Below are 15,045 nucleotides of genomic sequence, written 5' to 3'. Positions count from 1 at the left end.
TGTGTTGCCGGTGAATTTGCGGCAAACTTCACCCACCTTCCGCACAAGGCCTGTCCATGGATCAATACGCCCCGCGCAACTGGCAGCCCCACGAAAAGCCCAGTCTGCCCGGTTCCCCTTCGACGCCGTTGCACTCCAACCCCAAGCGCCTGGCCTATGCCTTGGTCGGCGTGCTGGTGGCGGTGACCGGTGGCTTGGGCAACTCGCTAGTGGTGGCCAACCTGCCTTACCTGCAAGGTGCATTGGGCGCGACCACGGCGGAAATGGCCTGGTTGCCGGCGGCGTTCGTGATGACCAACGTATCGATGAACCTGCTGCTGGTGAAGTTTCGCCAGCAGTTCGGTTTGCGTGCATTCACCGAGGTATTTCTGGTGCTGTATGCGCTGGTGACCTTCGGCCATTTGTTCGTCAATGACCTGAATTCGGCGGTGGCGGTGCGCGCGGCCCACGGCATGGTCGGCGCGGCACTGAGTTCGCTGGGTCTGTATTACATGGTCCAGGCGTTCCCGGCGAAGTGGCGCATGAAGGCCCTGGTGCTCGGCCTCGGTACCTCACAACTGGCGCTGCCGCTGGCGCGATTATTCTCGGAAGATTTGCTGCAGATCGCCGAATGGCGCGGCCTCTATCTCTTCGAACTGGGCATGGCACTGCTGTCGCTGGGCTGCGTATTGCTGCTCAAGCTGCCGCCGGGCGACCGTTTCAAAACCTTCGAAAAACTCGACTTCCTCACCTTCGCCATTCTCGCCACGGGCGTGGCGCTGCTGTGTGCGGTGTTGTCGCTGGGGCGGATTGACTGGTGGCTGGAGGCCAACTGGATCGGCTATGCGCTGGCCGCCTCGATTGCTTTGATCCTCGCCGGTCTGGCCATCGAACATAATCGCAGCAACCCGCTGCTGATGACCCGTTGGCTTGGCAGCGGAACGATGATCCGCCTGGCGCTGGCGGTGACCCTGATTCGCATGGTCACCTCGGAGCAGTCGACCGGTGCGGTCGGTTTCATGCAGAACCTGAACATGGGCTATGAGCAACTGCACAGCCTCTACGTGGTGATGCTGATCGGCAGTGTCGCCGGGCTATTGACCAGTGCGCTGACCATCGACCCCAAACACCTGCTGATGCCATTGATCATCTCGCTGGGCCTGATGGCCACCGGGTCGGTGATGGACAGTTTTTCCAACAACCTGACCCGCCCGGAAAACCTCTACTTCAGTCAATTCCTGCTGGCCTTCGGCAGTACGTTTTTCCTCGGCCCGACCATGGTCTTCGGTACGCGCAATGTGCTGACCAATCCACGCAACCTGGTGAGTTTTTCTGTGCTGTTCGGGATCTGCAACAACCTCGGCGGCCTGCTGGGCGCGGCACTGCTGGGCACCTTTCAGATCGTCCGGGAAAAATTTCATTCCAGTCACATCGTTGAGCACCTGACACTGTATGACCCGTTGGTGGCCGCGCGCGTGCAGAGCGGCGGCTCGGCGTACGGCTCGTTGCTGGCCGACCCGAGCCTGCGCAACCTGGCGGGGATTCGCAGCCTGTCCAACGCCGCGACCCGCGAGGCCAACGTGCTGGCCTATAACGATGTGTTCATGCTGATCGCCGTGATTGCGGTGCTGACCATGATCTGGCTGTCCATTCGTGCGCTGTGGCTGATGAGCACCACCAAAGCCGTCGCCACGGCGCCTTCCGTACCTCCTAGCGGTGCCTCTACTTCATGACCGAACCGACCACCACAACCACCACCAATGCCATTGCCGCCACGCCTGAAGGCGTGGCGCCGCCGTCATCGCCGAACACCGAGCCACGCTCGCTGCGGGTGCGGATCATCTCTTCAATGGGCTTCGCGGCGATTGCCATCGTCGGTGTGTTGATCGTGCTCTATGCGTGGCAATTGCCGCCGTTCAGCAGTGCGGTCGAGACCACCGAAAACGCACTGGTGCGCGGGCAGGTGACGATCATCGGCCCGCAGCTCGCCGGCTATGTGTATGAAGTGCCGGTGCAGGATTTCCAGTACGTGAAGGCCGGCGATTTGCTGGTGCGGCTGGACGACCGCATCTATCAGCAGCGTCTCGACCAGTCGCTGGCGCAGCTGGCGGTGCAGAAAGCTGCATTGGCCAATGTGGTGCAGCAACGCAACAGCGCCGAGGCGACGATCAAATTGCGTCAGGCGGTGCAGGCTGACAGCGAAGCGCAGTTGCGCAAAAGCGAGGCCGATCTGCGCCGTAATCAGGAGTTGGTGCGCGACGGTTCGGTGTCCAAGCGTGAGATGGATGTAGCGCTGGCAGCCAATGCGCAAAGCATTGCGGCGGTCGCGCAGGCCAAGGCCAATCTGGAAATCGCCCGTCAGGATCTGCAAACGGTGATCGTCAATCGTGGCTCGCTGGAAGCAGCGGTGGCCAGCGCCGAAGCAGCGGTGCAACTGGCGCGGATCGACCTGTCGAATACGCGTATTGTCGCCCCGCGTGACGGTCAGCTCGGGCAGATCGGCGTGCGCCTCGGCGCTTACGTCAACTCCGGGGCGCAGTTGATGGCGTTGGTGCCGAACCAGAAATGGGTGATCGCCAACATGAAGGAAACCCAGATGGACAACGTCCGCGTCGGGCAACCGGTACGCTTCACCGTCGATGCGCTGAACCACCGTAAGTTCACCGGGCATGTGCAGCATATTTCCCCGGGCACCGGTTCTGAATTTGCCCTGCTGCAGGCGGACAACGCCACCGGCAACTTCGTGAAAATTGCCCAGCGGGTGCCGGTGCGGATCACCATCGATCCGGATCAGCAGGAAGAGGAACGGTTGCGGCCGGGGATGTCGGTGGTGGTCAGCATCGACACCGCCGCGGGCGACACCCAGCCTCACTGACACAATGCATAACCCTGTGGGAGCTGGCTTGCCAGCGATGACGTCGGCATATCCGAAATATCTGTTCCTGACACACCGCCATCGCTGGCAAGCCAGCTCCCACAGGGGGATCGTGTTTCAGGTTGTGATCATCGGGGGCAGGGTGCCGAGCAGGGATACGGCGGCTACGGCACCAATGCCGAGCAACCACTCCAGCATCACGCTGCGCCTGAGCGTCTCCATCCGCTGCTCGCAATCATTAATCCGCAAGCGATTGAACAGCGCCAACCCAAGCATCCCCAGCACGGTCAGCGCCTTGATCAGCAGAATCAACGCAAACCCGTTGAACAACGGCGTCGGCCACCACTGGCCGGTCAGCACGCGTACGTTGATCAAACCCGTGATCAGCAACCCCGCGACCAGCGCATAACCGATCCCGCTGAAACGTCGCAAAACTTCATTCACCGGCTCCGTCGGCTGACGCAGAATCAGCACCAGCAATAACAGCCCGCCGAGCCACGCCGCTACGCAGGTCAGATGCACGATCTGGTTGAAAATCAGCAATTGCCCACTCAAACCATCGAGCATGGCGCCGTGCCCGACCGGTGCCAGGGTCGCCAGCAACAACGCGCTCAAACCGAGTCGCAACGGCATGTTTGAACGCCAAGGCGTGAACAGCAAGGCCAGCAGCGCGGCATTGATCAGCAGATGCCAGCGCCACACCTGACCAAAAAACGTATTGCCCAGCACCCGCGCAAGCGTGTCCGGATCAAACGCCGCTGCAGTCGAGCCGGCCATGCTTGCGGTAATCAAAAGTGCCCAGGCAATCCCGCTGACCAGCGCCATCGCAGCCAGCCAGCGCGCCAGTCGCGCCAGGTACCGATCCACTTGCGGCGCTTCATCCGTGAGCAGCAACGGCCTGAACAGCCAGGCCCCGAACAGCATCAACACCACGATGAAATGCACGAAGCGGCACAGCACCAGCGCTTCACTCATGAATTACTGACCCACCTTGAACTGGTAGGCGCCTTCGCTTTTGTGCGTGTCCACCGACACCGCATGCCATTCGACTTTGTACTCGCCGGCGCTCAGCGGAGCGGCCGGTGTGACGATCAGGGTTTTCTTGTCGCCCTCGGTGGTTAGCGGCTTGACCGCGACCGGTGCGCCATCGCGAGTCAACGTGACTTTGGTGAAACTGGCCTCGACACCTTCGGAAAAGGTCAGGCGCAAATCGGCGGGAGCGGCGACGGTGCTGTCGGCGGCCGGGGTCTGGCTTTTCAGGTGGGCATGGGCAAACACGGAAGATGCGGCGAACAGCGAAGCGAGCAGGGCGGTGGTGGTCAGGACGTTCTTGAACAGCATCGCGGATACCTCTGAGGCAGGATCGAAGAAGCGTCAGTTTAGCCATCCGCTGACGCCAGTACGAAGTTTTGTTTGCAGCGGTCGCCCGCGGACCAGAGCGGATGCTAGTCTTGGGCAACGCTGTTGTCAGGGAGCCCTCATGGGCAATCACAAGATCGAGATTCGTCGCAGTAACGTCGAGAAAATCCTCCTCGCGGCGGAAAAAGTCTTCGCCGAAAAAGGCTTCGGCGGCACCGCCATGGCCGACATCGCAGCGGAGGTGCAACTGCCGCGCTCCAACCTGCATTACTACTTCAGCACCAAGAGCGAGCTGTACAGCGCGGTGCTGTTCGACCTGTTGGAAGTGTGGAAACAGGATGCGCTGTGCTTCGAGATGTTCGACGATCCGCGCGTGGTGCTGAGCAGCTATATCCGCGCCAAGATGAACCACTCGCGCAGCCGTCCGTATGGCTCGAAAGTCTGGGCCAACGAGATCATTCACGGTGCACCGACCTTGGGCGAGGCGCTGGATGTCAGCCTGTATGACTGGGCGAAGATGAAGGAAGCGAAGATTCGTCAGTGGGTCGAGGACAAGCGGATTTTGCCGGTGGAACCGTCGAGTCTGCTGTACATGATTTGGGCGTCGACCCAGCACTATGCCGACTTTGATCATCAGGTGAATATTCTGAATGAGCATCAGCCGTTGTCGGACATGCAGTTTGAGCGGGCGGTGCAGACGGTGACGAGTGTGATTTTGCGTGGGATCGGGTTGGAGCCCTGAAGATCACCGTCAACGGCCGACCCTCACCCCAGCCCTCTCCCGGAGGGAGAGGGGGCCTACCGAGGTGTCTTTCGAGGTACATCGACCTGAAAAATCCAGTCGATTATGGATTCAAAAAGCCGTCCGAGCCTTTGCCTGTTTCGATTAGCCGTCCGTGCCTGTGCATGTATCGATTATGGATTCAAAGCAAATCGTTCAGGTCGGTGGATTTCTGAAATATCCCCGGATCAGTCCCCTCTCCCTTTGGGAGAGGGTTAGGGTGAGGGGCTAGAGCGCAACGTGATACGGATTGCGCGGATCATGATTCCAATCGAGAAACGGCTTCCCAGTCTCAATCGGCACCATCTCGATGCAATCCGCCACCGGGCATGTGATCTGGCACAAATTACAACCCACACACTCCTCATCGATCACTTCATATTTATGCGTGCCATCCGCCTGCTTCAGACTGCTGATCGCCTGGTGTGAGGTGTCCTCGCAAGCAATGTGGCAGCGCCCGCAACCAATGCACGCGTCCTGATCAATCTTCGCGATCACCTGATAGTTGATGTCGAGGTATTTCCAGTCCGTGGTATTGCCCACCGCGCGCCCGGAGAACTCGGCGATGTTGGCGTAGCCCTGACTGTCCATCCACCGCGACAAGCCGTCCTTCATCTCCTCGACAATGCGGAAGCCATGCAGCATCGCCGCCGTGCACACCTGCACCGCGCCGCTGCCCAACGCCATGAATTCCGCCGCATCGCGCCAACTGCCGATGCCGCCAATGCCACAGATCGGCAAGCCCTGGGTCTGCGGATCGCGGGCAATCTCGGCGACCATGTTCAGCGCAATCGGTTTCACCGCCGAGCCGCAGTAACCGCCGTGGGTGCTTTTGCTGCCGACGGTGGGCAGGGCAACCATGTGTTCCAGGTCGACGCTGGTGATCGAGTTGATCGTATTGATCAGCGACACCGCGTCCGCACCACCGCGATGGGCCGCGCGGGCGGCGACGCGGATGTCGGTGATGTTCGGCGTCAGTTTGACGATCACCGGCAGCGAACAATAGGTCTTGCACCAGCGCGTGACCTGCTCGACGTACTCCGGCACCTGGCCGACCGCCGCACCCATGCCGCGCTCGGGCATGCCGTGGGGGCAGCCGAAGTTCAGTTCGATACCGTCAGCGCCAGTCGCTTCCACCAGCGGCAGAATGTGTTTCCACGACTCCTCGACACACGGCACCATCAACGAAACGATCAGCGCGCGATCCGGCCAGTCCTTCTTGACCTGAGTGATTTCGCGCAGGTTGATTTCCAGCGAACGGTCGGTGATCAGCTCGATATTGTTGATGCCCAACACTTCACGGTTATTGCCGTAGTGCGCCGAGTAACGCGACGACACGTTGACCGCCGCCGGGTCCTCGCCGAGGGTTTTCCACACCACGCCACCCCAGCCTGCTTCGAAGGCGCGGACGACGTTGTAAGCTTTGTCGGTGGGTGGCGCAGAGGCCAGCCAGAACGGATTCGGCGCTTTGATGCCAGCGAAGACAATCGACAGATCGGCCATTTACGCAGCCTCCACGTTAAGCATCAGTTGAGCGTTGATCGCCTCGGCGGCGCGTTTGCCGTGCTGCACGGCTTGTACGGTGAGGTCCTGATCGAGGCTGGTGCAGTCGCCGCCGGCATACACGCCGGGGATGCTGGTGCGCAGGTTCTCATCGACGTAGATGCGTTCGCCCTGACGCTTGAGTTCACGCGCCAACGGGTCGGCGAGGGCGCTGCCGTCGAAGGCCTGGCCGATGGCTTTGAAGATCGCGTCAGCAGCCAGCTCGAAAGTTTCGCCAGTGGTTTGCAGGCGACCGTCGACCAGATCGGTGCGGGCGAAACGCATGCCGCGCACCTGGCCCTGCGCGTCGAGCAGCACCTCTTCCGGTTGCGCCCAGGTCAGCAGGCGTACCTGATTGGCTTTGGCGATGTCCTGTTCATGACCGGTGGCGCCCATGTCGGCGGCGCCACGGCGATAGACCAGATTGACGTCGCGGGCACCGAGGCGGGCCATTTGCACGGCCATGTCGATCGCCGTGTTGCCGGCGCCGAGCACGATGCAGCGTTCGGCCAGTGGCAGTTGCGTGAGGTCATCGGCCTGGCGCAGTTCGCGAATGTAATCGGTGGCGGCGAGCAGGCCCGGAGCATCTTCGTGAGGCAGGCCGAGTTGCTTGCTGGCGTTGAGACCGAGGCCGAGGAACACCGCGTCGAACTGTTGATGCAGTTCGCTCAGCGTCAGGTTGTCACCGAGTTTCTGCCCGTGACGAATCTCGATGCCGCCGATCTGCAGGAGGAAATCCAGTTCCTTCTGCGCATAGTCGTCGACCAGTTTGTACTTGGCGATCCCGTATTCATTGAGGCCGCCAGCCTTCTCCCGCGCTTCGAAAATCACCACGTCATGCCCGTGCATGGCACAGCGGTGAGCGCAGGACAAACCGGCCGGCCCGGCACCGACCACGGCGATGCGTTTGCCAGTGGCGGCAGCACGCTGGAACGGGTGCTCGGTGAAGTGCGCATTGTCCACGGCGTAGCGTTGCAGCAGGCCGATCAGCACCGGCGCGCATTCCTGAGCGTTATTGCGTACGCAGGCTTGCTGGCAAAGGATTTCCGTCGGACAGACCCGCGCGCAACTGCCGCCGAGGATGTTCGCCGAAAGGATTTTCTGCGCCGCACCGGGCACGTTGTCTTGATGAATGTTGCGGATGAACGACGGGATGTCGATCTCGCTCGGGCACGCATTGACGCACGGGGCGTCGTAGCAATACAGGCAGCGCGAGGCTTCCAGATGCGCCTGCCGGGCGTTGAGCGGCGGCGCCAGATCGGTGAAATGCCCGGCGAGGGCGGCCGCGCTTTCGTGCGGGTGGGGGAGATGGTTCAGGGTCTCGATCACGGTTTTGTGCCTCACGGTTATTGAGGTTCTCTGCCTCTGATGGGCAGTGGTTTTTGTGGCGTTCGGGATGGCCTCATCGCTGGCAAGCCAGCTCCCACAAGGTTTTGTGAGCACCACAGATCCCTGTGGGAGCTGGCTTGCCAGCGATAGGCCGAAGGCCGCTTTCAGCGTTTCACAGCAGTCGGCTTTTGCAACTCAGCCCGCTTGCTCAGCAAATCAAACACCGCCGGGTACGCCGGCCGTTCGATATACCGTCCGGCACCACGCTCGGCACGCAGGTCGCCGTCGGCCCAAACCAGCCGGCCCTGGCTGATGGTATGGCTCGGCACGCCGCGCACGGTCTTGCCTTCGAAGATGTTGAAGTCCACCTGCTGATGGTGGGTCTTGGCGGAGATGGTGCGGGTGCCTTGCGGGTCCCACAGCACCAGGTCGGCATCGGCACCGACGCGAATCGCGCCTTTGCGCGGATACAGGTTGAAGATTTTCGCGGTGTTGGTGGAGGTGAGGGCGACGAAATCCTGCATCGAAAAACGCCCACTGTTGACGCCTTCATCCCACAACACCGCCATGCGATCTTCGATGCCGGCCGTACCATTGGGAATCTTGCTGAAGTCATCGCGGCCGGCGGCTTTTTGCTCGGCGCAGAAGCAGCAGTGGTCAGTCGCGGTGGTGTGCAGATTGCCGTTTTGCAGTCCGTGCCACAGCGCCTCTTGATGCCCGCGCGGACGGAACGGCGGGCTCATCACGTAACCGGCAGCGGTCTGCCAGTCCGGGTGTTGATAGACGCTATCGTCGAGCAGCAAATGCCCGGCGAGGACTTCGCCGTACACCGGTTGGCCCTTGCTGCGCGCATAGGTGATTTCGTCGAGGGCTTCCTTGGTCGAAACGTGCACCAGGTACAACGGCGTGCCAATGGTTTCAGCAATACGAATCGCCCGACTCGCCGCTTCGCCCTCAACCTGCGAGGGCCGCGACAGCGGATGCGCTTCCGGCCCGGTGATGCCCTGGGCCATCAACTTGCGTTGCAGGTGATAGACCAGTTCGCCGTTTTCCGCGTGCACGGTCGGCACCGCGCCGAGTTCCAGGCAGCGCTCGAAACTCGCCACCAGCGTGTCGTCAGCGGCCATGATCGCGTTTTTGTACGCCATGAAATGCTTGAAGCTGTTGATGCCGTGATGGCTGACCAGCTCGGCCATTTCCTCACGCACCTGCTCGCTCCACCAGGTGATCGCGACGTGGAAGCCATAGTCGGAGGCGGACTTTTCCGCCCAGCCGCGCCACTGATGAAAGGCCTCCATCAGCGACTGCTGCGGATTGGGAATAACAAAATCGATGATCGACGTGGTACCGCCGGCCAGACCGGCCGCCGTGCCACTGTAGAAATCCTCACTGGCCACGGTGCCCATGAAGGGGAGTTGCATGTGGGTGTGCGGATCGATGCCGCCGGGCATCAGGTACTGGCCGCTGCCGTCGAGGACTGCGGCACCAGCGGGAACATCAAGATTTTCACCGATGGCTTTGATCACGCCGTCGGCGCAATAGACGTCGGCGCGATAACTTTCATCATGGGTAACAACGGTGGCGCCACGGATCAACAGAGACATTCCGAGTTCCTCGCAGGCATGACCGACTTGTGCCGGTTCTAGATGTTTTATTGATGTACGGCGTTGCAGGGTGTATTCCTGTCAGCGCTGTCAGGAATAGAAACTAGTCGCAGATTTGCAATAGAGCAAGATTATTTTTTATAAGCTAATGACTGTTTTAAGTGTATGAAAAATAACGATAAAAATACAAAATCACCAAAATGGTGAGGCTGTTCACCATTTTGACGCACTTGACAGGATGGAAATATGAGCAAGATTTCCTATGTGAAATCAGCCGCTTGAAGTTGAGCTGCGGTTGCTCGCTCACGATGAAAAAAAGTGCAGTGCACCAGATTGAGTCCTGACAGTTCGGACAACTTGCCAGACGTCTAGCCTGAGCGTTCAGACAAGTTTCCACGGGCTCAGCAGATAAATAATTAAAACTGATGAATATCAGAAAGTTGCACAGCGTTTAACCCTCGGCCCGATGCGCAAGCGGGGCACCCGGCACGTTTATTGATGCCGCCGCTGACACCATGGCCGGTGCACGAAAGTTGTCAGTTCCTCCGGCCATCGTCCGGCTCGCACCCTTGTGTGCCAGTCGCCTGATGAGCAAAAAAATAATCAGAAGAACAGTGGAGCGGCCATGCAACAGATCAGATCGCAAGTGACCGAGCGCGACGGCTTGTTCGAGCTTGAAGCCGGCAGCGACGTCCTCGACAGTCCCCGTTACAACCACGACATGGCACCGACCAAGGTGCATGAACGAACCTGGAACAAATGGCACATCACCGCGCTGTGGGTCGGCATGTCGATCTGCGTGCCGACCTACACCCTCGGCGGCGTACTCACCGCTTACTTTGGCCTGACCGTTGGTGAAGCGTTGCTGGCAATTCTGTTCGCCAACGTCATCGTCCTGATTCCACTCACGCTCAACGCCTTTCCCGGCACCAAGTACGGCATTCCCTTTCCGGTGTTGCTGCGCTCGTCGTTCGGCATTCTCGGTTCCAACGTGCCGTGTCTGATTCGCGCACTGGTGGCGTGTGGCTGGTTCGGCATTCAGACGATGTTTGGCGGGTTGGCGATTCACCTGTTTCTCGGCTCAGTGTTCGAGGGCTGGAAATCCCTCGGCGGTACGGGGGAGGTGATTGGTTTCATGATTTTCTGGGCGCTGAATCTGTGGGTGGTGATCCGCGGCGCCGAGTCGATCAAATGGCTGGAAACCTTGTCGGCGCCGTTGCTGGTGGCGGTCGGCATCGGCCTGCTGGTGTGGGCGATGCCTAATGTGTCGATGACCGAGCTGCTGGCGATTCCGGCCAAGCGTCCGGAGGGCGCCAGTGTGGTCAGTTACTTCGCCGCCGGACTGACGGCGATGGTCGGTTTCTGGGCGACGTTGTCGCTGAACATTCCTGACTTCAGCCGTTACGCCAAGAGCCAGAAGGATCAGATTCTCGGGCAGATTTTTGGCCTGCCGCTGACGATGTTTCTGTTCGCTTCGCTCGGCGTGATCATGACGGCCGCGTCGGTGAAACTGGTCGGTGTCACCGTCTCCGATCCGGTCAGCCTGATCGGTCACATCCAGAGCCCGGTGTGGGTGGCGGTGGCGATGGCGCTGATCATCATCGCCACGCTGTCGACCAACACCGCCGCCAATATCGTCTCCCCGACCAACGACTTCCAGAACATCGCGCCCAAAGTGATCAACCGCACCAAAGCCGTGTTGCTGACAGGCTTTGTCGGACTGGTGTTGATGGGCCATGAGCTGCTGAAAAAACTCGGTTTGATCGTCTCCGATGTCAGCCTCGAAACCGTGTATTCCAACTGGTTGCTGGGTTATTCGAGCCTGCTCGGGCCGATCGCCGGGATCATGGTGGTGGACTATTTCCTGATCAAGAAACAGCAACTGGACCTGGCCGGGTTGTACCGCGACGACGTCTATCCGGCATGGAACTGGGCCGGGTTTCTCGCGTTCGGTGTGCCGGTGGTGTTGACCTTGCTGTCGCTGGGCAGCGATGCGTTCAGCTGGTTCTACAGCTACGGCTGGTTCACCGGTTCGGCGCTGGGCGGGATTATTTATTACGGGTTGTGCGTGATGCGTGCGCAGCCTTCGGTCGTGAAAACAGCGGTGTGAATGAGGGCCCCATCGCTGGCAAGCCAGCTCCCACAGGGATCGAGTCGTACACAAATTGTGTGTTCACTCAAAAACCTGTGGGAGCTGGCTTGCCAGCGATAGCGGTCTACCCGACACCAGAGAAATATCCATAAGAAAAGCAGCCTGAGGAGATCCCCATGAACGCAGCCGTAGACGTTCTCCAATCGAGCCATCAGCACATCAACCGCGATCGCCTGTGGGCGTCGCTCATGGAGCTGGCCAAGCTCGGCGCCACGGTCAAGGGCGGGGTCTGTCGCCTGGCCCTGACCGACCTCGATCGCCAGGCCCGCGACCTCTTCGTGCAATGGTGCAAGGACGCCGGGTGCAGCGTCACGGTCGATGCCGTCGGCAACATCTTCGCCCGGCGCCCGGGGCGCAATCCCGACCTGCCGCCGGTGATGACCGGCAGCCACATCGATACCCAGCCTACCGGCGGCAAGTTCGACGGCTGCTTCGGCGTGCTCGCCGGCGTCGAAGTCCTGCGCACCCTCAACGACCTGAAAGTGGAAACCGAAGCGCCGCTGGAAGTGGTGGTCTGGACCAACGAAGAAGGATCGCGCTTCGCCCCGTGCATGATGGGCTCCGGGGTGTTCGCGGAGAAATTCACCCTCGAAGAAACCCTGGCCAAAGTCGATGCCGATGGTGTGACCGTTGGTGAAGCGCTCAACGCCATCGGCTACGCTGGTTCGCGCAAGGTCAGCGGGCATAAGGTCGGCGCTTATTTCGAGGCGCACATCGAACAAGGCCCGATCCTCGAAGACGAGCAAAAAACCATCGGCGTCGTACTGGGCGCGCTGGGGCAGAAGTGGTTTGACCTCAAGCTGCGCGGCGTCGAAGCCCACGCCGGCCCGACGCCGATGCACCTGCGTAAAGACGCGCTGGTCGGCGCCTCGGTAATCGTCGGTGCGGTCAACCGCGCCGCCCTCGGCCATCAACCCCACGCCTGCGGCACGGTCGGTTGCCTGCAAGCCTATCCCGGCTCGCGCAACGTCATCCCCGGCGAGGTGCGCATGACCCTCGACTTTCGTCACCTGGAACCGGCGCGCCTCGACTCGATGATTGCCGAGGTGAAGCAAGTCATCGACGCCACTTGTGAAGAACATGGCCTTACCTACGAACTGACGCCTACTGCTGACTTCCCGCCGCTGTACTTCGAAAAAGGTTGTGTGGAAGCCGTGCGCGGTGCGGCAAAAGGCCTTGGCTTGTCGAATATGGACATCGTCAGCGGCGCCGGGCATGACGCGATTTTCCTTGCCGAACTCGGCCCGGCCGGGATGATTTTCGTGCCGTGTGAAGGCGGCATCAGCCACAACGAAATCGAAAACGCCGCGCCGGATGATCTGGCGGCGGGGTGTGCGGTGTTGTTGCGGGCGATGCTGGCGGCTTCGGCGATGGTGGCGGGCGGTCAGCGCGCGGCGTGAGCGCGTATTAAAAACGGGGTAACCGCTCAATAGCGGTTATCCCGTTGTCATTGTTCAGACGTCGAAATCTCTTCGCCTTGTCATATTTCCGTCATCAGAGTGTGCGATTTTGCCCCTGCCTGAAACATGATGTAACAGGTGCTGAGCGGGGTAACGCTCTGTTTTTAAAACGGAAAATGGATTCTAAGGAAGTCTGATGTCGACGTTTTGCCAGATTATGGATAAATCTGAGAGTGGCGGGTGCGGGTGCAAGATCCCATCCAGCGTGTTGAGCAGAATCTTGTCGGAAACCGCCGCGGCCAATACCGTTGCGGATGACAAAGTTGTTCTGGGTTTCGAGTCCTCCGATGATTGCGCCGTGTATGACAACGGCGACAATTACCTGTTGTTCACGACCGATTATTTCTCCCCGATCGTCAACGATCCTTATGTGTTCGGCCAATTGGCGGCGAGCAACGCGGTGAGCGATGTCTTTGCTTCTGGCGGTTATCCGTTGATTGCCAACTCGATCATGGCATTCGACCCCGAGCTGGTACCGGTGGAGCAGGTCACGCAGATGATCCTCGGCGCCCAGTCAGTCATGAACAAGTTCAATGTCAGTATCGTTGGCGGGCACACGATCAAGAACAGCCAACCGCTCTACGGCTTTTCAATCATCGGCCAGGTCGAAAAAAATCGTTTGAAAAAGAACAACACCGCCAAGGCCGGCGATGTGTTGGTGATGACGCGTCCGCTGGGCGTAGGCATCCTCGCCAGCGCGCTGAAGGCCGGGATTCTCGAACAAGCGGATATTGCTCCGCCCACCCTGGCGCTGATCACCGGTGACAACGAGTTTGGCCGCACCCTGAGCGCCAGTCCCGAGGTCAGCAGCCTGACCGACATTACCGGGTTCGGCTTGATCGGGCATATCAGTGAAATGGTCGGGCTGGGGCAGCTGGATGTCATGCTGGACAGCGCTGCACTGGCTTTTTATGACGGTGCCGAATCATTGGCGGTGGCGGTGACTTCATCTGAAAGCGGCGTTTTCGCCAACATCAGAAAGTACGCGCAGCACGTCGAATACCTCGGCGAGCTGTCACTGGCGCACAAGTTTCTGCTGCACGATCCGCAAACCAACGGCGGGTTGCTGTTTACCGTCAGCGAAGCGTGCCTGGCGGAAAACCGACAAGCGTGGCAATCGTTGTGCCCCGATCTGATGGTGATCGGCCGGGTGACGGACGGGGCGGGCAAGATCAAGGTGTGCTGAGATGACTGCCATGACGTTCTACCCGGTCATGACCGGTGTGGGAGTGATGGCCGGGTTCATGTCGGGCCTGTTCGGTATCGGTGGAGGCATCATTGTGACGCCTCTGCTGGTGCTGGTTTATCCGATGTTGGCCGGTCAGAAGTTACCGATTGAAGTGGTCACGGGGCTGTCTTCCGCGCAGGGCTTTTTCTCTTCGCTGGTTTCGTTTGCGCTGCACCGAGTCCGCTTTCAGCCGGATTGGCGAGTGATCAGAAACTTCGCGATACCGATGGCCGTTGCCAATTTTTTCGCCTCGGTCCATGCCGAAGCGTTCAGTGAGAACTTCATTCTGTTTGTCTTCGGACTGCTGGGACTGTTGTCGCTGCTGGTGACGTATCTGTTCCGCCAGCCGGTTGCCTTGTTGTGCAACTACCCGACGCTGTCGCTGCCGTTGACGGGGTTGGTGCTTGGGGTGTTGTGCGGGCTGGTTGGGCAGGGTGGCGGATTCATTTATCTGCCGGTGTTGATCAGCCTGTTCGGCCTGCCCATCAAACAAGCCATTTCGACCTCGGCGCTGATCGGCATCATCGGCGCCAGTGGGGCTTTGTTTGGCCGGCTGGGCTCGACGGGGGAGTTTCTCGGTTACACCGGTGAACTGGTGATCGGGATTGTGCTGGGCGGTTTTTTTGGCGCTGCCTTGTCTCATCGACTGGAGGCCAGGCATTTGAAGCGCGCGCTCAATGCTTTTGTTCTGCTCTGTTCGATTCAGCTTATGGCGCGCTTGATCATCTGAATAACC

The 15,045-nt window shown here is 60.0% G+C and carries 12 protein-coding genes; 7 read left to right on the top strand and 5 right to left on the bottom strand.

The window, feature by feature from the left end; translation table 11 throughout:
• Positions 1 to 56 precede the first annotated feature (56 nt).
• Both QZR14_RS20225 and QZR14_RS20220 read left to right on the top strand, forming a co-directional pair.
• Positions 57 to 1,712 carry an MFS transporter gene (locus QZR14_RS20225; protein ID WP_311997556.1) on the top strand — a complete coding sequence of 552 codons (1,656 nt, stop codon included), beginning with the start codon at positions 57 to 59 and terminating at the stop codon, positions 1,710 to 1,712.
• The gene (locus QZR14_RS20220; protein WP_311997555.1) at positions 1,709 to 2,854 is read left to right on the top strand and encodes an HlyD family secretion protein; all 1,146 of its coding nucleotides are present in this window, start codon (positions 1,709 to 1,711) and stop codon (positions 2,852 to 2,854) included. The genes QZR14_RS20225 and QZR14_RS20220 overlap by 4 nt, the downstream gene beginning before the upstream one ends.
• 117 nt (positions 2,855 to 2,971) lie before the next feature.
• Here QZR14_RS20220 and copD read toward each other — a convergent pair whose 3' ends face one another.
• Both copD and copC read right to left on the bottom strand, forming a co-directional pair.
• Positions 2,972 to 3,829: a copper homeostasis membrane protein CopD gene (copD, locus tag QZR14_RS20215; protein WP_311997554.1), complete on the bottom strand. Its 858-nt coding sequence runs from the start codon at positions 3,827 to 3,829 to the stop codon at positions 2,972 to 2,974.
• 3 nt (positions 3,830 to 3,832) lie between these two features.
• A complete protein-coding gene (gene copC / locus QZR14_RS20210; RefSeq protein ID WP_099756572.1) occupies positions 3,833 to 4,195 on the bottom strand; it encodes a copper homeostasis periplasmic binding protein CopC in 363 nt (120 codons plus the stop codon).
• 139 nt (positions 4,196 to 4,334) lie between these two features.
• Between copC and QZR14_RS20205 the strand changes: the two genes are divergently transcribed.
• Entirely contained in the window at positions 4,335 to 4,955 is a 621-nt protein-coding gene (locus QZR14_RS20205) for a TetR/AcrR family transcriptional regulator (RefSeq protein ID WP_038365564.1), read from the top strand.
• Positions 4,956 to 5,222: 267 nt separating this feature from the next.
• Here QZR14_RS20205 and preA read toward each other — a convergent pair whose 3' ends face one another.
• The 3 genes from preA to hydA form a co-directional block, all read right to left on the bottom strand.
• Positions 5,223 to 6,497 carry an NAD-dependent dihydropyrimidine dehydrogenase subunit PreA gene (gene preA, locus QZR14_RS20200; RefSeq protein WP_250604387.1) on the bottom strand — a complete coding sequence of 425 codons (1,275 nt, stop codon included), beginning with the start codon at positions 6,495 to 6,497 and terminating at the stop codon, positions 5,223 to 5,225.
• A complete protein-coding gene (locus tag QZR14_RS20195; protein ID WP_311997553.1) occupies positions 6,498 to 7,865 on the bottom strand; it encodes an NAD(P)-dependent oxidoreductase in 1,368 nt (455 codons plus the stop codon).
• Positions 7,866 to 8,029: 164 nt separating this feature from the next.
• Positions 8,030 to 9,469: a dihydropyrimidinase gene (hydA, locus tag QZR14_RS20190; protein WP_311997552.1), complete on the bottom strand. Its 1,440-nt coding sequence runs from the start codon at positions 9,467 to 9,469 to the stop codon at positions 8,030 to 8,032.
• Positions 9,470 to 10,094: 625 nt separating this feature from the next.
• Here hydA and QZR14_RS20185 point away from each other — a divergent pair.
• From QZR14_RS20185 to QZR14_RS20170, 4 genes are all read left to right on the top strand, one after another.
• The gene (locus QZR14_RS20185) at positions 10,095 to 11,579 is read left to right on the top strand and encodes an NCS1 family nucleobase:cation symporter-1 (protein WP_311997551.1); all 1,485 of its coding nucleotides are present in this window, start codon (positions 10,095 to 10,097) and stop codon (positions 11,577 to 11,579) included.
• 158 nt (positions 11,580 to 11,737) lie between these two features.
• On the top strand, positions 11,738 to 13,021 hold the full coding sequence (locus QZR14_RS20180) for a Zn-dependent hydrolase (RefSeq protein ID WP_250604395.1): 1,284 nt from the start codon (positions 11,738 to 11,740) through the stop codon (positions 13,019 to 13,021).
• A 196-nt stretch (positions 13,022 to 13,217) separates the two neighbouring features.
• On the top strand, positions 13,218 to 14,267 hold the full coding sequence (gene selD / locus QZR14_RS20175; RefSeq protein ID WP_311997550.1) for a selenide, water dikinase SelD: 1,050 nt from the start codon (positions 13,218 to 13,220) through the stop codon (positions 14,265 to 14,267).
• A 1-nt stretch (position 14,268) separates the two neighbouring features.
• Positions 14,269 to 15,039, top strand: coding sequence for a sulfite exporter TauE/SafE family protein (locus QZR14_RS20170; protein ID WP_311997549.1), 771 nt, complete (start codon positions 14,269 to 14,271; stop codon positions 15,037 to 15,039).
• Positions 15,040 to 15,045 lie beyond the last annotated feature (6 nt).

The organism is Pseudomonas sp. rhizo66 (assembly GCF_031931925.1).
Lineage (GTDB): Bacteria > Pseudomonadota > Gammaproteobacteria > Pseudomonadales > Pseudomonadaceae > Aquipseudomonas.
This window is presented reverse-complemented; position numbering and strand designations above follow the sequence as displayed.